We start from the raw sequence: 19,374 nt of genomic DNA on the forward strand, positions 1-19,374 counted from the left end.
GGCGGCCCATTGCCCCGTCGGCCGGGCAGTGCGGAAGAAAACGAGTCGGTGAGCACCGATAACATCTCGGGGGAAGGACCGTTCGCACACCCGAGGAGTCACCGTGTCCCAGCCACGTCCCGCAGCCGCTCAAGCCCCACCGCGCGTGGTGGTGCCGGCGGGGACCACCGCGGGGACGGCGGTGCGCGAGGCGGGCCTGCCGGGCAAGGGCGCCGACGCCGTCGTGGTCGTGCGCGATCCCGAAGGCCACCTGCGCGACCTGTCGTGGGCGCCGTCGGTCGAGGTCGAGGTGGAGGCGGTCGCCGCCGACACCGAGGACGGCCGCGCGGTCATCCGCCACTCCGCCGCCCACGTCCTGGCGCAGGCCGTGCAGCAGCAGTTCCCCGAGGCGAAGCTGGGCATCGGCCCGCCGGTCAAGGACGGCTTCTACTACGACTTCCAGGTCGGCCGGCCGTTCACGCCCGAGGACCTCCAGGCGCTGGAGAAGCGCATGAAGGCGATCGTCAAGGGCGCCCAGCGGTTCCACCGCCGGGTGGTCGAGTCGGTGGACGCGGCGAAGGTCGAGCTGGCCGCGGAGCCGTTCAAGCTGGAGCTGGTCGACCTCAAGAGCGACGTCGACACCTCCGAGGTGATGGAGGTCGGCGCGGGCGAGCTGACCATCTACGACAACCTCGACCCGCGGTCGGGCGAACGGGTGTGGGGCGACCTGTGCCGCGGCCCGCACGTGCCGACGACCAAGCACATCCCGGCGTTCAAGCTGACCCGCCCGGCCGCCGCGTACTGGCGCGGTGACGAGAAGAACCCGCAGCTCCAGCGGATCTACGGCACGGCGTGGGAGTCGCAGGAGGCGCTGGACGCCCACTTGGAGCGCCTCGCCGAGGCCGAGCGGCGCGACCACCGCAAGCTCGGCGTGGAGCTGGACCTGTTCAGCTTCCCGGACGAGCTGGGCTCCGGCCTGGCGGTGTTCCACCCCAAGGGCGGCATCATCCGGCGGGAGCTGGAGGACTACGCGCGCCGCAGGCACGAGGACGCCGACTACGAGTTCGTCAACACCCCGCACATCAGCAAGAGCGGGCTGTTCCACACCTCGGGCCACCTGCCGTACTACGCGGAGACGATGTTCCCGCCCATCGAGTTCGAGGGCGAGGACTACTACCTCAAGGCCATGAACTGCCCGATGCACAACCTGATCTTCAGGTCGCGCGGGCGGTCCTACCGGGAGCTCCCGCTGCGGCTGTTCGAGTTCGGCACGGTCTACCGGTACGAGAAGTCCGGTGTGGTGCACGGCCTGACGCGCGTGCGCGGCCTGACCATGGACGACTCGCACATCTACTGCACGAAGGAGCAGATGCCGGGCGAGCTGCGGTCGCTGCTGAAGTTCGTGCTCGACCTGCTCGCCGACTACGGCCTGAGCGACTTCTACCTGGAGCTGTCCACCCGGGACGACTCGCCGAAGTTCATCGGCGACCCGGCGGAGTGGGAAGAGGCCACGGAGACGTTGCGGCAGGCCGCGATCGACTCCGGCCTGGAGCTGGTGCCGGACCCGGGTGGCGCGGCGTACTACGGGCCGAAGATCTCGGTGCAGGCCAAGGACGCCATCGGCCGGTCGTGGCAGATGTCGACGATCCAGCTGGACTTCAACCAGCCCAAGCGGTTCGAGCTGGAGTACACCGCCCCGGACGGCTCGCGGCAGCGGCCGATCATGATCCACCGGGCGCTGTTCGGGTCGATCGAGCGGTTCTTCGGCGTGCTGACCGAGCACTACGCGGGCGCGTTCCCGGCGTGGCTGGCGCCCGTGCAGGTGGTCGGCATCCCGATCGCCGACGAGCACGTGGAGCACCTGCGCGAGGTCGCGGCGGCGCTGAAGTCGCACGGCGTCCGGGTCGAGGTGGACGCCTCGGACGACCGGATGCAGAAGAAGATCCGCACGCACACCACGCAGAAGGTGCCGTTCATGCTCCTCGCGGGCGGCAAGGACGTGGAGGAGGGCGCGGTGTCGTTCCGGTTCCGCGACGGGTCGCAGGTCAACGGCGTGCCGGTGGCCAAGGCCGTCGAGACGGTCGTCGACTGGGTCGCCCGGCGCGAGAACTCCTCGCCCACCGCGGAACTCGTCCGGTGACGACGGACTACGAGGAGCAGGACGGGGTCGGGGTCCACGACGCGTTCCAGCGGCTGTGGACCCCCCACCGCCTGTCCTACGTGCGCGGCGAGGGCAAGGCGGTCGGCGACGAGCCGGCGGGGTGCCCGTTCTGCCGGGTGACCGGCCTGGACGACGCCGAGGGCCTGATCCTGGCGCGCGGCGAACTGGTGTTCGCGGTCCTCAACCTGTACCCGTACAACCCGGGTCACCTGATGGTGCTGCCGTACCGGCACGTGCCGGACTACACGGACCTGACGCCCGCCGAGACGGTGGAGTTCGCCGAGTTCACGCAGCGGGCCATGCGGGTGATCCGCGCGGTGGCGAGCCCGCACGGGTTCAACATCGGCATGAACCAGGGCGTCGTGGCGGGCGCGGGCATCGCGGCGCACCTGCACCAGCACGTGGTGCCGCGCTGGGGCGGCGACGCCAACTTCATGCCGGTCGTCGGCCACACCAAGGTCCTGCCGCAACTGCTCTCCGAAACCCGAACAATGCTCGCAGATTCCTGGCCGACCGCCTAAAACCGCGCGAGTCGTACGTCCAAGTCAACCGTGTCGTACTTCCAGGACCCCCGAGTTCTACGTTCAGAACACCTCCGAAGGTGCGCGAATGGAGAACTCGGGGGTCCTGAACGTACGACTCGCGCGTTCTGTGCGTACGACTCGCGCGTTCTGGAGGTACGACTCGCGCGGTTGTGGTGCATGGGAGGGTGCACGTGCGTTTGCTCGTGATCGTCATCGGGGTAATGCAGATCACCTGCGAGTTACATGTCAAGGGGCCGCAAGCACCGTGGTGGCCGATCGTCAAGAGGGTTGGCGATCGATACGGTGCGTTGCATGACCGCACCTGAGCGTTCGCGGCTGGCCCGAGAACGGCTCTCGCGCGAGTTACGACGGCTGCGCACCGAGGCCAAGATGACGGGAACGGCCACGGCGCGCGCCACCGGGATGAGCCAGTCCAAGTTGTCGAAGATCGAGAACGGCATGCTCCTCCCGTCCGTGACCGACGTGGAGCGCCTGGTCGCCGAGCTGTCCGCGACCAGGGAGACCAAGGCCGAGCTGGTCGAGCTGGCCCGCCAGCTGCACGCCGAGGCGGAGACCCGCCGCGTGGTGCTGCACCGCGGCGCCCACCGCCACCAGCAGACCGTGGCCCGCATCGAGGCCCGGGCCACCACCAGCCGCTTCTTCCAGAACGCGGGCGTGCCCTCGCTGCTCCAGAGCGAGAACTACCTGCGGGTCGTGCTGAACTCGACCCCGTCGCACGAGCAGGACACCGCGATCGGCACGCTGCGCTCCCGCCGGGCCCGCATGGACGACCTGGGCAAGCGGTTCGTGTTCCTGCTGGCCGAGAGCGCGCTGCGCTGGCGCATGGGGTCCGCCGACCTGATGTGCGAGCAGATCGACCACCTGGTGCAGCTGATGCGGCGGCCGAACGTGCAGCTGGGCGTGGTCCCGTGGTCGGTCGACGCGAACATGGTCGCCCCGCACGGGTTCCAGGTCTACGACGAGCGCGTGGTGACGCTCACGGTGCTGACCGGCAACGCCACCATCACCGACCCGCACGACGTGCGCGAGTACCTGGCGCTGTTCGGCAGGCTGGAGCGGCTGGCGCTGCGCGGTGACGAGCTGGAAGAGCTGCTGGACCAGATCTCCAGGGACCACCGCAAGCTCGGCTGAGCTGGGTCGTTAGGCTGCCGGTGACCACATCGTCCCCGCCGCTAGGTGCCTGGCCGCCCCATGCTGAACATCTTCGCTCGCGCGTCGGTTTCGCGCGTCACCGATCCGATCGGGGCGTGGTTGCTGCGCCGCGGTCTCACCCCGAACGCCGTCACGGTGCTGGGCACCGTCGGCTCCGTAGCCGCGTCCCTGTGGTTCATCCCGCGGGGGCAGCTGTTCGCGGGCGCGGTGCTCGTCGCCGTGTTCGTGCTGTTCGACCTGCTCGACGGCGCCATGGCCCGCGCGGGCGGGGGTGGCACGAGGTTCGGCGCGGTGCTGGACGCCACGTGCGACCGCGTCGCCGACGGCGCGCTGTTCGCCGCCATCGCCTGGTGGGCCTTCGGCGCGGGCGAGCACGGCCTGGCCGCCGCGGTCCTCGTGTCGCTGGTCGGCGCGCAGGTCATCTCGTACGTGAAGGCGCGCGCCGAGGCGACGGGGTTCGTCGCCGGCGACGGCGGCTTGGCCGAACGCGCCGAGCGGTCCATCATCGGTCTCGTCGGCATCGGCCTGCACGGCCTCGGCGTGCCCTACATCCTCCCGGTGGCGCTCTACCTGCTCGCGGCGCTGATCGTGGCCACCGTCGTGCAGCGCTTGCTGGCCGTGAGCCGCGAGGCGAAGGAGCTGACGTGAAGCAGCGGCTGGTCGATCTCGGGTACGCGGCGGGCTGGCGGCTGGTGCGGCTGATGCCCGAGCGGGCCGCCCGCGCGGTGTTCGACGCCGGCGCGGACCGGAGCGCGCGGCGCGGCGGCGACGGCGTGGACCAGCTGCGCCGCAACCTGCGCCGGGTGGTGCCGCAGGCGGGAGAGGCGGAGCTGGACGACCTGGTCCGGCAGTCGCTGCGCTCCTACGCCCGGTACTGGCGGGAGGTGTTCCGGCTGCCGTCGATGGACCGGGAGGCCCTGCTCGCCGAGATGGACCGGTCGGTCAGCGGGGTGGAGAACCTGGACGCGGCGCTGGCCGAGGGCCGCGGCGTGGTGGCGGTCCTGCCGCACAGCGGCAACTGGGACCTGGGCGCGGTGTGGGTGGCCAACCACTGCGGCACGTTCACCACGGTCGCGGAGCGGCTCAAGCCCGAGTCGCTCTACCGGCGGTTCATCGAGTTCCGGGAGGGCCTCGGCCTGGAGGTGGTGCCGCTGACCGGCGGCGACCGCAACCCGGCGGTGGTGCTCACCGAGCGGCTGCGCGAGAACAAGCTGGTCGCGCTGCTGGCGGACCGGGACCTGACCGCGGGCGGGATGCCGGTGACGTTCTTCGGCGAGCGCACGATGATGCCCGCCGGTCCGGCCCACCTGGCGGCCACGACGGGCGCGGCGCTGATGCCGGTGGGCCTGTGGTTCACCGGTGACGGCTGGCACCTCCGGTTCCACCCGCCGGTGCGGGTCGCGGGCGCGGCGGGCGTGGGCGCGGCCACCCAGCAGGTGGCCGACGTGTTCGCCGCCGACATCGCCGCGCACCCCGCCGACTGGCACATGATGCAGCCGCTGTGGTTCGACGACCTGCCGGAGAGCCGGCAGCGGGCGCTGCGCCGGGTGCTGGCCCGCCGAGGGGAGTCGGTGTGAAGGTCGGCATCGTGTGCCCGTACTCCCTGGAGGTGCCCGGAGGGGTGCAGGCGCACGTGGTCGACCTGGCTCGGGCCTTGCAGGGCCTCGGGCACGAGGTGGAGGTGCTGGCGCCCGTCGACGACGACACGCCCGTGCCCGATTTCGTCACGTCCGCCGGCCGCGCGGTCGCCATCCCGTACAACGGGTCGGTGGCGCGGTTGTCGTTCGGGCCGGTGTCGTTCGCCCGGGTCCGGCGGTGGATCGCCGAGCACGAGTTCGACGTGCTGCACCTGCACGAGCCGACGTCGCCGTCGCTGTCGTTCCTGGCGCTGATGGTCGCGGACGGGCCGATCGTGGCGACCTTCCACACCTCGACGCCCCGGTCGAAGATGCTGCTGGCCCTCCAGTCGGTGCTCCAGCCGTTCGTGGAGAAGATCACCGCCCGGATCGCGGTGTCCGCGCTGGCCAGGCGGGTGCAGGTGGAGCACCTGGGCGGGGACGCGGTGGAGGTGCCCAACGGCGTGGACGTGGGCTTCTTCGCCGACGCCGCGCCCCTGGACGGCTACCCGCGCCCCGGCGGCACGGTCGGTTTCGTCGGCCGGTTCACCGAGCCGCGCAAGGGGATGCCGGTGCTGCTGGAGGCGTTCCGGGCGCTGGACCTGCCGGACGTGCGGCTGCTGGTGGTCGGCCGCGGCGACGAGGACGAGCTGCGCGAGCAGGCCGGGCCGGAGCTGGCGTCGCGGATGGTGTTCCTGGGCATGGTGAGCGACGAGGAGAAGGCGCGCGCGCTGCGCAGCGTGGACGTCTACTGCGCGCCCAACACCGGCGGGGAGAGCTTCGGGATCATCCTGACCGAGGCGATGTCGGCGGGCGCGGCGGTGGTGGCCAGCGACCTGGACGCGTTCCGGCGGGTGCTGGACGACGGCAAGGCCGGGGTGCTGACCCCGGTGGGCGACCCGGTCGCGCTGGCGGCGGCGCTGCGCGGCGTGCTGACCGACCCCCGGCGGCGGGCGGACTACGTGGACGTGGCGCGGCAGCGGGTGATGATGTACGACTGGTCCGTCGTGGCGCACCAGGTGCTGAGGGTGTACGAGAGCGCCACGGCCGCCGACCCGCGCCGGGTGCGTGAGGTGTGACCAGTTCGGGCGCCGCGACCGCGTTCCTGGTGCTGCTGGGGCTGGTGCTGCTGGTGGGTCCGTGGATCCTGGGCAGGGCCAACCGGCTGGACCGGTTGCACGTGCGCACGGACTCGGCGTGGGCCGCCCTGGACGCCGCCCTGGCGCGGCGCGCGGTGGTGACGCGGGCGGTCGCGGTGGTGTGCGGCCGGCCCGAGCTGGGCGCGGCGGCCGACGCGGCGGAGGGCGCGCGGCGGCCCGACCGCGAGGCGGCGGAGAACCGGTTGAGCGCGCTGCTGGAGGACTTGGACCGGTCGGTGCTCGCGCCCGCGCTGGCGGCCGAGCTGGCCGACGCGGAGCAGCGGGTGGTGCTGGCGCGGCGGGTGCACAACGACGCCGTGCGCGACACGCTGGCGCTGCGCAGGCGGCGGTCGGTGCGCTGGCTGCGGCTCGCGGGCACCGCGCCGACGCCCGCGTACTTCGAGATCGCCGAACCGGGCGGTGACGGCGAGGCGTCGGGGCTGGTGCAGCGCGTGTCGGCGCGGGTGGTGCTGCTGGACGCGGACGACCGGGTGCTGATGTTCGAGGGCTTCGACCCGACCAAGCCGGACGAGCTGTTCTGGTTCACCACCGGCGGCGGGGTCGAGCCGGGCGAGGAGCTGCGGGACGCGGCGGTGCGGGAGCTGCACGAGGAGACCGGGGTGGTGCTGCCGGCGGCCGAGCTGGTCGGACCGGTGTGGAAGCGGCACGCCGTGTTCTCGTTCGACGGGTTGAGCTACGCGGCGGTCGAGTGGTTCTTCCTCGGTCGCGCGCCGGGCGGGTCCGTGGTGGACACCTCGCGGTTCGACGAGGTCGAGCGGCGGACCATCCGCCGCCACCGGTGGTGGTCGGTGGCGGAGCTGGCCGGCGAGGAGGCGCTGGTGTACCCGGTGCAGCTGGCCGAGGCGCTGCCGGGCGCGCTGTCGGGGTGGGACGGGACGACGCGGTCGATCCGGTGACGGGTCCGGCCGCTTCCCACCGGTGGTGGTCGCGCGGTCAGGCCCCGGTCGGGTCGGCCGCCCTGGCCGCGCGCTCGACCTCGGCGCGCCGGGCTTCCCAGAACGCCGCGTCACGCCCTCGCGGGCCCGACCCCACCGCGCCGTCGAGCTGTTCGCGCAGGACGTCGGCGTGCCCGGCGTGCCGGTTGGTCTCGGTGAGCACGTGCACGAGGACGTTGAACAGCACCACGTCGGGGCGCGGCCACCAGGGCACGTGACCGGGCGCGTCGATCGCCAGCGCGGTGATCGTCGCGTCGGAGTGCGCCCAGGCGCGCCGGTAGCGGCCGGTGACCTCCTCGCGCGCCTCGTGCTCGGTCGCCCACATGTCGGCGCCGCGCAGCTCCAGGTCGTCCCAGCGGGGGACGGGCTCGGGGAACGGCCTGCCGAAGACCTCGCCGAAGTACCGGGCCTCGGACAGCGCCAGGTGCTTGACCAGGCCGAGGAGGTTGGTGCCGGTCCGGGTGAGGGGCCGGCGGACGTCGTACTCCGACAGGCCGTCGAGCTTGCCCAGCAGGTCCTCGCGGACCTCTCGCAGGTCGCTGTGCAGGTAGTCCTTCGCGAAGTCGTCGATCACGGGCAGGAGCCTGCACCACCGGCCTCGCGCTCGGCGCGCGTGGGGGAGCGGGCGCGACGCCCGGCCCCGCGTCGACCACCCGTCGGCGCGGGGCGGTTCGAGTGCCGCGGTGAGCCCGGCGCGCGGTGCGAGCGCCTTCGGGTCGTCGAAACCCTCCAGCGCCGCCAGGGCTTCCCGGCGCACCGGCGAGGGCCGGTCGACGCACCGCGCCGGCTTGTCCAGCGCCGGCGCCAGGTTCCAGCGGTCGCCCGGCTCCCGGAACGCTTCGCCCGCGCCGTCGAGCGCCGGCGCCTCCCCGCGCCGGTCGCCGAGCAGGTCGGCGATCAGCTCGCGCAACGGCACCAGCGGCCTGCTCGACGCGCGTTCGGCGGCAATCCGCAGTGCCGGCGGCAGCCGCGCGCACAGCCGCGCCAGCTCGATCAGGTCCTCCGCGCGGTAGTCCGCCATGACCGAGCGCAGCAGCCCCACGGCCTCCTGCCGGGTGAGCGCGCCACCCGGACACCAGCCCGGACAACCTGCTGCGGCTGGTCACCGGCGTCAGGCAGGACGCGCCGCCGGGCAGCAGCGGGCGCACCTGCCCGGCGGTCGCCGCGTTGTCCGGCACCACCAGCACCCGCCGGTCCGACAACCGCGACCGGTAGGGCGCGGCGCGGTCCTCCAGCTCGTGGGGATGCTCTTCGGCGGCACGCCCCCGCCACGGCCTCGTCGAGCTTGGCCACCTCGGCGGTCCGGTTGGCGAAGTCGGGCACGTCGCCGGGCAGCTGGGCGGGCGGGGTGAACGGCTCACCGGAGCCGTGGAAGTGGACGCCGCCGTGCACCTCGCCCGCCTGCACCACGTCGGCGGCGGGACCGGTCAGCCGCAGCGCCAGGTCCCACTCGCCCCGGTCGAAGGCCCGTCAGCTCTCGCTGCGCGGCTCCCGGAAGGTCCGCCGCCGTTCGAGCTTCCAGAAACCCGGGGTGCTGATCCGCCCGAAGCGCAGCGCGAAGTCGTCCAGGTAACTCCTGCCCGGTCAGGTGTTCCCCGGTGCTCCGGTCGACGAGGTCACGCATCGGGGATGTCCGGCTTCGCCGCGATCATCATCACGCGGGGCACGACCACGAGCCTTTCGTCGTCCCGGATGCTCACCCCCTCCGGGAGCCGGGACCGGTAGGGGCCCGCCAGGTCCCGACCGATCACGGCCCCGTCGCCGTTGTTCAGCTCCCAGATGTCCGGGCACCCGTTGCGCTCGTTGCTCGGCGCCGGTCCCGTGCTGCGGAACCGCTCTTTGGGCGAAATTCCGAGTCGCCGCGAAAAATTTGCTGCGGGATCCGCTTCCCAACTTGTTCCGCCCGTGCTCCGAGGTCAAGGTGAATTGAGGGCGGAATCCGCTTCGGTCACCCGTGCGAATTCGCTCGACAGAGTGGGCAAGTGTCTTTTCGTCACATTTCGCGGATCGCGGAGGTTGAGTTCGCGCCGGCGGGTGGACGGGGTGTGCGCAGTGCGGGGCGCCGGCACCTCGCGGGCGGCGGGCGCGGGTCGGGCTTTTCCTCGTGCGTCGCCCGGTGGGGCGAACCTGCTCCCGCGCGGTGTGCCGACTTCGAGGGCCTGGGCACGTCCGCCCGATGCGGGAGCAGCTCAAGCCGGGAGGACGTAACCCTCGACCCGCAGGAACGTGTAACCGGCGGCGATGGCGTCGCTGACGCCCGTCGAGGACGCGGTGGTGTAGTGGTCCAACCGGCCGGCGTGCCACCAGGTGCTCAGGGCGTGGATGGTGATCGGGGGGTCGGTCGATTCGGCGGTCGCGGACGTCCCGGTGAACGCGACACCACCCAGCAGCAGCAGGGCGACGATCGCCGCCCGCCCGAACTTGAGCATGGTTGATCCTCCTGGACGGACACGCGGTCATTCCATCTTCCAGCGCGTCATGTCGGATTCATTCCGCCGTGCGTTACAGATCCCACACGACGGGGGAATGGCGCCAGGAGATCAGGGATACTCCACCTGTTCGGCTCATGGGACGCTTCGTCGGTGTCGTCGGAATGGGCGCGGTCGTTGGGTCGGCATACCACTCGCCCCGTTGTCGCGACAACGGTCGGCGACAACGATCATTCGTGGTGCCGGGCTCGGGCCGGAAGGCGCCCAGGGCACGCAGGCGCCGATGACGCGGGCCGGCAGCCTCACGTCGGGTGGCCCTCGCCGGGCGGGAACTCGGTCCTCTCGTTCAGCCCTGAGCCCCACGGGTCGGAGGCGGGAATGATCGTGAGCAGGACGGCGCTGCCAACGGAGCACCTGCCCCGTGCGGTCGCGAGGAGTTCGGGCCGTGGTCGCTCGATCCGTTCGGGCGGGATCACGGGCGGGGTCGCGAAGTCGCCGGCGCCCCTCCTCGCGCTCAGAGCACGTAGGTGCCGATGACCTGGGCCAGCAGTCGGACGTCGGCGTGACCCTTGAACTCCAGGCGCACCTGCCCGAGGCCGCTGAACCACAGGTCCAGTTCGGCGTCCATGTCGAACGTGCCGGCGGTCTCGATGGAGAACGCCTGCACGCGGCTGTAGGGCAGGGACGTGAAGTCCTTCTTGCGGCCCGTCATGCCCTGGACGTTCACCGCGATGACCCGCTTGTTGGTGAACACCACGAAGTCGCGCACGGTCTTGAAGCAGGACACGACCTGCTCGCCCTGGATCATGATCGGCGACACCTGCGACGCGATGTCCTCCGGGCGGCACGGCGCCAGCTTGAAGACTGACTGCTTGTCGAAATCGATCACGCGTTCGACGGTACCTCCTGCTCCGACCAGCCGGCCGGGTTCGAGAAGGATTCCCGGGAGATCCCCGACCCCGTCTCCGGGAAATCCCCGAAACGGTGCGCGTGCGCGTGGGCGAACAGGTAGCAGAACGACTCGGCCTCCGCGTCGGGGACGGCGAGGCGGGGGTCGCGGGACACGGCCTCGTAGAACTCGCGGCCCAGCGCCACGACGAAGCCGCGCGCGTAGAGGAAGCCGTCGTCCGAGCCGTCGGTGACCTCGTGCACGTCGCGGCGGTCGATGTCGTGCAGCTTGCGCTCGACCACGCGGTCCAGGGCGGTCAGCTCCTCGGCGGGCAGGCCGGCGGAGGTCTCGCGCAGGACCTCGACGAGGCGGTCCAGGTGCTCTTCGAGCTGCGCGGCCTCCTCGAAGGCCTCCTCGGCGGGGTCGCGCCGGGTCAGGGCCCGGCGCAGCCCGTCGGCCTCGGGGCCGAGGCCGGCCCAGGCGTTGTCCAGCAGGGCCCAGAACCGGGCTTCCTCGGCGGCGGTGGGAAGGATCATGGGCGGACGGTAGCGCGGGGGTACGACAATTCCGGTTCAGGGCTTCGACTCGACCGAGCCGATCGCGTCGGGGCCGGTGGTCAGCGCCTCCCGCGCCCGCTGCCAGGCGTCGTCGCCGGGGCGGAGGTGGGTGCGCAGGTAGGCGGCGGTCAGGTGGGCGACGGCGGCGGCGAGGGCGGGCTTGTCGTCCGACAGCTGCACGGACTCGGCCGCGTCGTACCCCTGGATGCCGCCGAGCAGGTGCCCCGCGCCGAAGAGGGTCAGCAGGGACTTGGGGCCGGGCGCGAGGTGGTACGGGTCGCGGTGCCAGGCCGGGCCCAGGTCGGTGAAGTGGCGGGAGTCGTCCTCGTCGCCGGCGACGACCAGGGCCGGGCCGCTCATCGTGGAGAAGTCGAGAGTGCGGAAGAACGGCGCCTGGTCGGCCATCGGCCCGGTGAGGGCGTCACCGCCCCGGCCGGGCGCGGCCAGCAGCACGCCCTGCTTGATCCTCGGTTCGGGGTAGCTCACCCGCTCCCCGGTGCCCGGGTCGGTGACCGCCGCGCCGAGCAGGAGTTCGACGGTGAACGCGCCCAGGGAGTGCCCGGCGACGGCGACGCTGTCGCGGTCCACGCGCCCGGCGAGCAGCGGCACGGCCCGCTCGATCCCGTCGAGGTGGTCGAGGACGTGGATCACGTCCTCGGCGCGCGAGCGCCAGAAGAAGGGCGCGTCGGGAGCGGTCCCCCACAGGCGGCTGAGCCGCCGGGAGCTGAGGTGCGTGGGTTGGACGACGACGAACCCGGCGGCCGCCCAGCGCTGGGCGATCGGCGCGTAGCCGTCCTGCGAGGCGAGGTCGAGGGCCCCGCCGTGACCGTGGGAGAGCACGACGACCGGCAGGTCGCCGCCGGTCTCGGGAGCGCTCACCCGCAGCGAGAGGGGCGTCGGGCGTCCGGGCACGGGCAGTTCCAGGGGGCTGTAGGACAGGACCGGCGCGGTCACGTCGGCATCGGGCACAGCGGTCGGTTCGACCATGGTGCGTCGTTCCCTTCGGCGGGGTGGGGGCGTCCGGCTGTCACCGGGCGAGTAAGCGGAACCTTGCTCCACCTACGATATGGAGCACTGTTCCGTTTGGCAAGCCGGGGTGCGGGTGTGGCGGGTGGGGTGCGGGCGGGGTGCGGGGGCAGGCGGGCGGGGTGCGGGGCGGGGGCAGGTGGGTTCGCGAGGGGTGCGGGAGGGGGTGGGGCTGGGTGGAGTTGCCCGAAAGGGAAGTGGGCGGACGTCCGGTCATTTCGCCGGAAAATGCCGTTGCGCTGTTCGCCGGAGTTGTCGGCATACGAGTGGCCGTCTGTTTTCATCGCCCCCGTGAAGTTATTCTGGGTGAACACCGCCACAGTGCCGTTGTCGCCCCCTGCCGGAGGTCCTCCATGCTTTTTCGGTTCTTGGCACGTGCGGTCGGTGTGCTGGTGTTGCTCACCGGGATGGTCGCGGCGTCGGCCGGCACGGCCCTCGCCTGCACCTGCCCCCCTCAGGACACCGAGCCGAAGCGCTACGCGCGGTACGGCCACGTGTTCACCGGCGTCGTGCTCGCCGAGGTCGTCGACATGGGGCAGCCGAACAACTCCGCCGACGACAGCTACCTCTACATGGTCAAGGTCGGCACCGAGTACAAGGGCGACGTGCCCGTCTCGGTGGTCACGCTCCAGACCACGATCTACGGCACGGCGTGCGGCACCAGGCTGAGCGTCGGCACCGACTACCTCCTGTTCGCCTACCGGGTCGGCGACTCGTTCAGGACCGACTCCTGCACCGGGAACCGCGCGGCGGCCGGCGGGCCCCCGGTCACGGGCCCGATCGCCGCTGCGGCCGGTGCTGCGGGCGCCGTGACGCCCTGTGCGGCGCAAGCGGCCTAACGCGCCCAAAGCCGCTCCTCACCATTGTTGCGCCCGCGCAACAATGGTGAGGAGTGGCCCGTGGGTACACCGGTAACCTTTTAGGTTGAAAAGGTCCGGTACCACTGGGGCGGCCGGGTGAAACGGTTGTAGCTTCCCCGCATGGATTCGCGTGAGTCGAATGCCCTCAGCCGTGAGCTGGGTGATGCCCTCCGCCAAGCCCGTCGCGGTTCCGAGATCAGGTTCGGTGACCTGGTCGAGGAACTGGGGTGGTCGCCGGGGAAGATATCGAAGCTGGAACGCGGCACGCGCGGCACCAGCCCGATGGACATCGCCCGCTACGTCGGCCACCTCCAGGCCGACCAGGCCACCTACGACCACATCATGTCCCTGGCCCTGGAGGCGAACACGGGCCACCTCGTCCGGCCGCACGAGATCGCGATGCCCGACAACCTGCGCGCGCTCCTTCTGCACGAGCAGACCGCCGGCACCATCTGGGCGTACGAGATCATCAACGTCCCGGGATTGCTCCAGACCGCCGATTACGCCCGCGCGCTGATCGGTTCACCGAACTTCGAGCACGGCGTGATCGGGCGGATGACCCGACAGGGGATCTTCAACCGGCCCCGGCCGCCCCTGGGGTACTTCTTCATCCTCGAAACGGCGCTGCACCACGTGGTCGGCGGTCCGCAGGTGATGTACGAGCAGATGCTGCAACTGCTGTTCCGTGGCGGGGTGCGGGTGGTGACCCTCGCGGACCAACTGCCCCCCTCGCTGTTGTCGGCCTTCACCTTCATGACCTTCCCCGACCACCAGCCCGTGTCGTACGCCGAGTCCGGACCGATGTCGGTGTTCTCCGACGCGCCCGAGACCACGGACCGGTTCCGACAGGCGTGTGGCGATCTCGACCGGGTGGCGCTGAGTGAGGAACAATCGCGGTCGGTGTTCGCCACCTGGGCGGACCGCTACGACCGACTGCGGGAGGAACAGCGTGGCGCTGGAGGCGAAGCAGTGGCGTAAGAGCAGCTACAGCGGTGGCGGGAACACGAACTGCGTTGAAGTGGCGTTCGCGTCGGAGGCCGTGGGCGTGCGGGACTCGAAGAACACCGTTCCGCGCCTGGCGTTCACCCCGTCCGCGTGGCGGGCCTTCCTCGGCGGGCTGCCCGAGCGCTGAGCCGGTGCGCGCCGGTTCCCTCCCCGGGAACCGGCGCACGCCTGTCACACCCGGCCGATCACCTCGTCGCCGTAGGCGGCCAGCGTCTTGTCCTTCTGGTCGTGCATCAGGTACAGCGCGAAGTTGTCCACGCCGATCTCCTTCAGCTCCGCCAACCGCTCCACGTGCGCGGACGCCGGTCCGAGCAGGCAGAACCGGTCCACGATCGAGTCCGGCACGAAGTCGGTCGACCGGTTTCCGGCCTTGCCGTGGTGGGCGTAGTCGTAGCCCTCGCGGTCCCGGATGTAGTCGGTCAGGGCCCTCGGCACCACGCCCGAGTCGCCGTACCGGGCGACCAGGTCGGCCACGTGGTTGCCGACCATCCCGCCGAACCAGCGCAACTGGTCCCGCTGGTGCGGCAGGTCGTCGCCGACGTACGCGGGCGCGGCCACGCACATGGTGATCGACGCCGGGTCCCGGCCCGCCGCCTCGGCCGCCTCGCGCACCGAGCCGATGGTCCACCTCGCGATGTCCGGGTCGGCGGTCTGGAGGATGAACCCGTCGGCCTGCTCGCCGACCAGCTTCAGCGCCTTCGGCCCGTACGCGGCCATCCACACCTCCAGCTTCCCGTCGCGCACCCACGGGATGCGCACGGGCGTGCCGTGGTGCTCGACCTCCCGGCCCTCGGCCAGCTCCTTGATCACCGCCATGGCGCGGCCCAGGGTGTCCAGCGACGCGGGTTTCCGCCCGATCACGCGCCGCGCCGAGTCGCCGCGCCCGATGCCGCACACCGTGCGGTTGCCGAACATGTCGTTCAGCGTGGCGAACAGCGACGCGGTCACCGACCAGTCCCGGGTGCTCGGGTTGGTCACCATCGGGCCGACGACCAGCGACGACGTGGCCGCCAGCACCTGCGAGTAGATGACGAACGGCTCCTGCCACAGCACGCACGAGTCGAACGTCCACCCGTAGCGGAAACCGCTGTCCTCCGCCGCCCTCATGCCCGCCACCACGTCCCGCGCGGGCGGGTCGGTCTGCAACACCACACCGAAGTCCACGGCCAACCCCCTACACCAGGTACTGGTTCAGCTCGCGGGACAGGAACCGCCCGTGGCCGGTCGAGCCCCGGAAGCCGGAGCCGTCCACGACGACCCGGCCGCGCGAGAGCACGGTGTCGACCTTCCCGGTGATCTCCATGCCCTCGTAGGCGGAGTAGTCGACGTTCATGTGGTGCGTGGCCGCCGAGAGGACCTGCCGCGCGGTCGGGTCGTAGACCACGAGGTCGGCGTCCGCGCCGGGCGCGACCACGCCCTTGCGCGGGTGCAGGCCGAACATGCGGGCGGGCGTGGTGGAGCTGATCTCCACCCACCGCTCCAGGCTGATCTCGCCCTTCACCACGCCCTGGTGCAGCAGGTCGATCCGGTGCTCCACGCCCGGGATGCCGTTGGGGATCTTGGAGAAGTCGCCGCGCCCCAGCTCCTTCTGGTCCTTGAAGCAGAACGGGCAGTGGTCGGTCGACACCACGGACAGGTCGTTGGTGCGCAGGCCGCGCCACAGTTCGGACTGGTGCTCCTTGGGCCGCAGCGGGGGAGAGGCCACGTACTTCGAGCCCTCGAAGCCGGGTTTGGCCAGGTCCTCCAGCGACAGGTACAGGTACTGCGGGCACGTCTCGGCGAACACGTTCTGGCCCGTGTCGCGCGCCTCGGTCACCGCGTCCAGGGCCTGCGCGGCGGACAGGTGCACGATGTAGAGCGGCGAGCCGGTGACCTTGGCCAGCGCGATGGCGCGCGAGGTGGCCTCGCCCTCCAGCTCGGGCGGGCGGGTCAGGCCGTGCTCGACGGGCGCGGTGCGGCCCTCCGCAAGCGCTTGCGCCACGAGCTGGTCGATCGCGATGCCGTTCTCCGCGTGCATCATGACCGTCGCGCCGATGTCCCGGGCCTTCTGCATCGCGCGCAGGATCTCGCCGTCGGTGGCGTAGAAGACGCCGGGGTAGGCCATGAACATCTTGAAGGTGTTCACGCCCGCGTCCACGCAGGACTCCATCTCCTTCAACGAGGCGTCGTCGACGTCGGAGACGATCATGTGGAAGCCGTAGTCGATCGCGCACCCACCCTCGGCCTTCTGGTGCCACTTGTCCAGTGTGGACAGCAGCGAGGTGCCCTTGGCCTGCACCGCGAAGTCGATGATGGTGGTGGTGCCGCCCCACGCGGCGGCGGTCGTGCCGGTGGCGAAGGTGTCGGCGGAGAACGTGCCGCCGAACGGCATCTCCATGTGCGTGTGCGCGTCGACGCCGCCGGGGATGACGTACTTGCCGGTGGCGTCGATCGTCTCGTCGGCCCGGAGCGGGAACCCGGGCGCGAGCAGGGCGGCGATCCGCTCGCCGTCCACCAGCACGTCGGCCGGCACCGCGCCGGTCGCGTTGACCACCGTCCCGCCCTTGATCAGGATCGTCACGGGCGCACCAGCCCCTCGTAGGTGTCGGGGCGGCGGTCCCGGTAGAACGCCCACAGGTCCCGGACCTCCGCCAGCAGGTCCATGTCCAGGTCGCGCACCACCACCTCCTCCTCGGTGTCGGAGGCCGCCTCGCCGACCAGCTGCCCGCGCGGGTCCGCGAAGTACGACTGGCCGTAGAAGTCGTTGTCGCCCAGCGGTTCCACGCCGACGCGGTTGATGGTGCCCACGAAGTACTCGTTGGCCACCGCCGCCGACGTCTGCTCCAGCCGCCACAGGTACTCCGACAGGCCGCGGCTCGTCGCGGACGGGTTGAACACGATCCGCGCGCCGTTCAGCCCCAGCATCCGCCAGCCCTCCGGGAAGTGCCGCTCGTAGCAGATGTAGACGCCGACCTTGCCCACCGCGGTGTCGAACACCGGGTAGCCGAGGTTGCCGGGCCGGAAGTAGAACTTCTCCCAGAACCCCTTGACCTGCGGGATGTGGTTCTTGCGGTGCTTGCCGAGGTAGGTGCCGTCCGCGTCGATCACCGCGGCGGTGTTGTAGTACACCCCCGGCTGCTCCTCCTCGTACATCGGCACCACGAGCACCACGCCGTGCTGCTCGGCCACCCGGCACATCAGCTCGGTGGTCGGCCCGTCGGGGATGCCCTCGGTGTAGGAGTAGTAGTCGGCGTCCTGCACCTGGCAGAAGTACGGGCCGTAGAACAACTCCTGGAGGCACACCACCTGCGCGCCCCGCGACGCGGCGGTGCGGATCGCCTCGACCGCGTTCGCGATCATCGACTCCTTGTCGCCGGTCCACCTCTGCTGGACCAGCCCTGCCCGGACGACGTTGCTCACGCGTTCTCCCTCCGCGGCGCCAGCAGGAGGTGGACGGCCATGCCGCCCGCCAGGCCGACGACCCAGTTGTAGTCGTAGAGCGGTTTGAGGAACGGGATCAGGCCGTCCGCCGGGAACGGCCCGCCGTACGCGCCGCCCACCGCCAGCACGGACCCGACGACCGTCGCCGCCACGGCCCGCCAGTTCCAGCCCGCCGAGAACCAGTACGCGCCGCGTCCCGACAGGTACAGGTCGGGCAGCTCCAGGTGGGTCCTGCCCAGCAGCCAGTACCCGGCGATGAAGACGCCGGCCACCGACGCCAGCAGGCCGCCGTAGAAGCCCAGCCAGGCGAAGATGTAGATGGTCGGGTCGGAGATCAGCCGCCACGGCTGGATGACGATGCCGATCACGCCGGTGATCAGGCCGCCGACCGCGAACGAGATCTTCTTCGGGAAGGCGTTGGAGAAGTCGTAGGACGGGCTCACGACGTTCGCCGCGAGGTTCGCCGAGATCGTCGCCAGCACGAGGGCGACCAGGGCGACCAGCACGACGGCCGTCGAGTCGAACCGGCTCGCCAGCTCGGCCGGGTCCCAGATCGCCTCGCCGTACAGGGCGGTCGCGCCCGAGGTCGTCAGGATGGCCACGATCGCGATGAACGACATGGTCGTGGGCAGGCCGAGGAGCTGGCCGATCGCCTGCTTGCGCTGGCTGCCGCCGAACCGGGTGAAGTCCGGCATGTTCAGGGAGAGGGTGGACCAGAACGCGATCATGCCCATCAGGGCGGGGAAGAAGACCTTCCAGAAGTCCGCGCCCCAGCCCAGCCTGGACGGTTCGGACAGGATCGGCCCGAAACCGCCCGCCTTGACCGCCACGTACGCGAGCAGGACCAGGAAGCCGACGCTGACCAGCGGCGCGGTCCAGTTCTCGAAGCGGCGGATCGCCTCCATGCCGCGCCAGATGATCAGCATCTGCACGACCCAGAAGGCCAGGAAGCACAGCCAGAGGGTGGAGGTCTGGCCGAGGACCTCGGGCGCGTTCACCCAGCCGTCCCCGGCCAGCCGGCCGACGATCACGTGGAGCGCCTTGCCGCCGACCCAGGTCTGGATGCCGAACCACGCGCAGGCGATGAACGCGCGCAGCAGGGCGACCAGGTTCGCGCCGCGCACGCCGTAGAACGCGCGGGCGAAGACGGGGAACGGGATGCCGTACTTGGTGCCCGCGTGGCTGTTGAGCAGCATCGGGACCAGGACGATCAAGTTGCCGAGGGTGATGGTCAGGAAGGCCTGGAGCCAGTCCATGCCGAGCGCCACCAGGGACGCGGCGAGGGTGTAGCTGGGGATGTTGTGCGCCATGCCCATCCACAGCGCGAAGAAGTTGTAGGTCGACCAGGTGCGGCGCTCCAGGGGCACCGGGGCCAGCTCGGGGTTGTAGTGCGGGCTGTCCGCGATGGCGGAGTGGTCACGCAGCTCGACGCGGCCGTCGGGAGCGGTTGTGACCTGGGTCGTGGGGTGCGGGGCCATCGGTCACGTCCCTGTTACGCTCGTGGAACATCCCGCGTGCGGGCGGTTCGGCGCGATTCCCATCCCGGCATCCTGCGTTTGGTCCGCGCGGGTTGGGCAGTGTCAGAGTGTCCACGCTTGGCATGATCAGCGCACAGGTTGCCCATTGCCCTTCCCCGTTCG

General features: G+C 71.3%; 21 protein-coding genes. 11 read left to right on the plus strand and 10 right to left on the minus strand.

What is annotated here, in order from left to right; all coding sequences use genetic code 11:
* Positions 1-103: 103 nt before the first annotated feature.
* From thrS to ABD223_RS20385, 7 genes are all read left to right on the plus strand, one after another.
* Positions 104-2,119 (plus strand): threonine--tRNA ligase, encoded by a 2,016-nt coding sequence (gene thrS, locus ABD223_RS20355; protein WP_344037900.1) that lies wholly within the window; start codon positions 104-106, stop codon positions 2,117-2,119.
* Positions 2,116-2,661 (plus strand): HIT family protein, encoded by a 546-nt coding sequence (locus tag ABD223_RS20360; protein WP_344037901.1) that lies wholly within the window; start codon positions 2,116-2,118, stop codon positions 2,659-2,661. The genes thrS and ABD223_RS20360 overlap by 4 nt, the downstream gene beginning before the upstream one ends.
* A 315-nt stretch (positions 2,662-2,976) precedes the next feature.
* On the plus strand, positions 2,977-3,816 hold the full coding sequence (locus tag ABD223_RS20365) for a helix-turn-helix domain-containing protein (protein WP_344037902.1): 840 nt from the start codon (positions 2,977-2,979) through the stop codon (positions 3,814-3,816).
* 60 nt (positions 3,817-3,876) lie between these two features.
* Positions 3,877-4,485 (plus strand): phosphatidylinositol phosphate synthase, encoded by a 609-nt coding sequence (pgsA, locus tag ABD223_RS20370; RefSeq protein WP_344037903.1) that lies wholly within the window; start codon positions 3,877-3,879, stop codon positions 4,483-4,485.
* The gene (locus ABD223_RS20375) at positions 4,482-5,414 is read left to right on the plus strand and encodes a phosphatidylinositol mannoside acyltransferase (protein WP_344037904.1); all 933 of its coding nucleotides are present in this window, start codon (positions 4,482-4,484) and stop codon (positions 5,412-5,414) included. Before pgsA ends, ABD223_RS20375 begins: the two co-directional genes overlap by 4 nt.
* Positions 5,411-6,532, plus strand: a complete 1,122-nt coding sequence (locus ABD223_RS20380) for a glycosyltransferase family 4 protein (RefSeq protein WP_344037905.1) — start codon at positions 5,411-5,413, stop codon at positions 6,530-6,532. The genes ABD223_RS20375 and ABD223_RS20380 overlap by 4 nt, the downstream gene beginning before the upstream one ends.
* Positions 6,529-7,509, plus strand: a complete 981-nt coding sequence (locus tag ABD223_RS20385; protein WP_344037906.1) for an NUDIX hydrolase — start codon at positions 6,529-6,531, stop codon at positions 7,507-7,509. The genes ABD223_RS20380 and ABD223_RS20385 overlap by 4 nt, the downstream gene beginning before the upstream one ends.
* A 37-nt stretch (positions 7,510-7,546) precedes the next feature.
* Here ABD223_RS20385 and ABD223_RS20390 read toward each other — a convergent pair whose 3' ends face one another.
* Positions 7,547-8,122: a DinB family protein gene (locus ABD223_RS20390; protein ID WP_344038109.1), complete on the minus strand. Its 576-nt coding sequence runs from the start codon at positions 8,120-8,122 to the stop codon at positions 7,547-7,549.
* Between the two features lie 711 nt (positions 8,123-8,833).
* On the opposite strand from ABD223_RS20390, the gene ABD223_RS20395 reads away from it, so the two are divergent.
* Entirely contained in the window at positions 8,834-9,121 is a 288-nt protein-coding gene (locus ABD223_RS20395) for a hypothetical protein (RefSeq protein WP_344037907.1), read from the plus strand.
* A 43-nt stretch (positions 9,122-9,164) separates the two neighbouring features.
* On the opposite strand, the gene ABD223_RS20400 is transcribed toward ABD223_RS20395, so the two are convergent.
* From ABD223_RS20400 to ABD223_RS20420, 5 genes are all read right to left on the minus strand, one after another.
* A complete protein-coding gene (locus tag ABD223_RS20400) occupies positions 9,165-9,299 on the minus strand; it encodes a hypothetical protein (protein WP_344037908.1) in 135 nt (44 codons plus the stop codon).
* A 438-nt stretch (positions 9,300-9,737) separates the two neighbouring features.
* Positions 9,738-9,977, minus strand: coding sequence for a hypothetical protein (locus ABD223_RS20405; protein WP_344037909.1), 240 nt, complete (start codon positions 9,975-9,977; stop codon positions 9,738-9,740).
* Between the two features lie 514 nt (positions 9,978-10,491).
* Positions 10,492-10,866, minus strand: a complete 375-nt coding sequence (locus tag ABD223_RS20410) for a PH domain-containing protein (RefSeq protein ID WP_344037910.1) — start codon at positions 10,864-10,866, stop codon at positions 10,492-10,494.
* Positions 10,863-11,402: a DUF4240 domain-containing protein gene (locus ABD223_RS20415; protein WP_344037911.1), complete on the minus strand. Its 540-nt coding sequence runs from the start codon at positions 11,400-11,402 to the stop codon at positions 10,863-10,865. The genes ABD223_RS20410 and ABD223_RS20415 overlap by 4 nt, the downstream gene beginning before the upstream one ends.
* 36 nt (positions 11,403-11,438) lie before the next feature.
* Positions 11,439-12,410: an alpha/beta hydrolase family protein gene (locus ABD223_RS20420; protein ID WP_344037912.1), complete on the minus strand. Its 972-nt coding sequence runs from the start codon at positions 12,408-12,410 to the stop codon at positions 11,439-11,441.
* A 407-nt stretch (positions 12,411-12,817) separates the two neighbouring features.
* Here ABD223_RS20420 and ABD223_RS20425 point away from each other — a divergent pair, with 407 nt between their 5' ends.
* The 3 genes from ABD223_RS20425 to ABD223_RS20435 all read left to right on the plus strand — a co-directional run bounded on the left by ABD223_RS20425 (position 12,818) and on the right by ABD223_RS20435 (position 14,441).
* Positions 12,818-13,288 (plus strand): hypothetical protein, encoded by a 471-nt coding sequence (locus ABD223_RS20425; RefSeq protein WP_344037913.1) that lies wholly within the window; start codon positions 12,818-12,820, stop codon positions 13,286-13,288.
* A 141-nt stretch (positions 13,289-13,429) separates the two neighbouring features.
* Positions 13,430-14,287 (plus strand): helix-turn-helix domain-containing protein, encoded by an 858-nt coding sequence (locus ABD223_RS20430; RefSeq protein WP_344037914.1) that lies wholly within the window; start codon positions 13,430-13,432, stop codon positions 14,285-14,287.
* The gene (locus tag ABD223_RS20435; protein ID WP_344037915.1) at positions 14,259-14,441 is read left to right on the plus strand and encodes a DUF397 domain-containing protein; all 183 of its coding nucleotides are present in this window, start codon (positions 14,259-14,261) and stop codon (positions 14,439-14,441) included. Before ABD223_RS20430 ends, ABD223_RS20435 begins: the two co-directional genes overlap by 29 nt.
* Positions 14,442-14,485: 44 nt before the next feature.
* Here the strand turns inward: ABD223_RS20435 and ABD223_RS20440 are convergent, their stop codons facing one another.
* The 4 genes from ABD223_RS20440 to ABD223_RS20455 are packed head-to-tail and all read right to left on the minus strand — an operon-like array spanning position 14,486 to position 19,212.
* Positions 14,486-15,478, minus strand: a complete 993-nt coding sequence (locus tag ABD223_RS20440; protein WP_344037916.1) for a TIGR03842 family LLM class F420-dependent oxidoreductase — start codon at positions 15,476-15,478, stop codon at positions 14,486-14,488.
* Between the two features lie 10 nt (positions 15,479-15,488).
* Entirely contained in the window at positions 15,489-16,874 is a 1,386-nt protein-coding gene (gene hydA, locus ABD223_RS20445; protein ID WP_344037917.1) for a dihydropyrimidinase, read from the minus strand.
* Positions 16,871-17,713, minus strand: coding sequence for a nitrilase-related carbon-nitrogen hydrolase (locus tag ABD223_RS20450; RefSeq protein ID WP_344037918.1), 843 nt, complete (start codon positions 17,711-17,713; stop codon positions 16,871-16,873). The genes hydA and ABD223_RS20450 overlap by 4 nt, the downstream gene beginning before the upstream one ends.
* The gene (locus ABD223_RS20455; RefSeq protein ID WP_344037919.1) at positions 17,710-19,212 is read right to left on the minus strand and encodes an NCS1 family nucleobase:cation symporter-1; all 1,503 of its coding nucleotides are present in this window, start codon (positions 19,210-19,212) and stop codon (positions 17,710-17,712) included. Before ABD223_RS20455 ends, ABD223_RS20450 begins: the two co-directional genes overlap by 4 nt.
* Between the last annotated feature and the right edge of the window lie 162 nt (positions 19,213-19,374).

The organism is Saccharothrix xinjiangensis, assembly GCF_039527585.1.
GTDB classification, from domain to species: Bacteria; Actinomycetota; Actinomycetes; order Mycobacteriales; family Pseudonocardiaceae; genus Actinosynnema; species Actinosynnema xinjiangensis.

What these genes read in the sequence shown, in the direction of transcription:
- ABD223_RS20365 (WP_344037902.1), top strand. Translation starts at nt 2,977, where the DNA reads ATGACCGCACCTGAGCGTTCGCGGCTGGCCCGAGAACGGCTCTCGCGC.
- pgsA (WP_344037903.1), top strand. Translation starts at nt 3,877, where the DNA reads ATGCTGAACATCTTCGCTCGCGCGTCGGTTTCGCGCGTCACCGATCCG.
- ABD223_RS20405 (WP_344037909.1), bottom strand. Translation starts at nt 9,977, where the DNA reads ATGCTCAAGTTCGGGCGGGCGGCGATCGTCGCCCTGCTGCTGCTGGGT.
- ABD223_RS20415 (WP_344037911.1), bottom strand. Translation starts at nt 11,402, where the DNA reads ATGATCCTTCCCACCGCCGCCGAGGAAGCCCGGTTCTGGGCCCTGCTG.
- ABD223_RS20420 (WP_344037912.1), bottom strand. Translation starts at nt 12,410, where the DNA reads ATGGTCGAACCGACCGCTGTGCCCGATGCCGACGTGACCGCGCCGGTC.
- ABD223_RS20430 (WP_344037914.1), top strand. Translation starts at nt 13,430, where the DNA reads ATGGATTCGCGTGAGTCGAATGCCCTCAGCCGTGAGCTGGGTGATGCC.
- ABD223_RS20455 (WP_344037919.1), bottom strand. Translation starts at nt 19,212, where the DNA reads ATGGCCCCGCACCCCACGACCCAGGTCACAACCGCTCCCGACGGCCGC.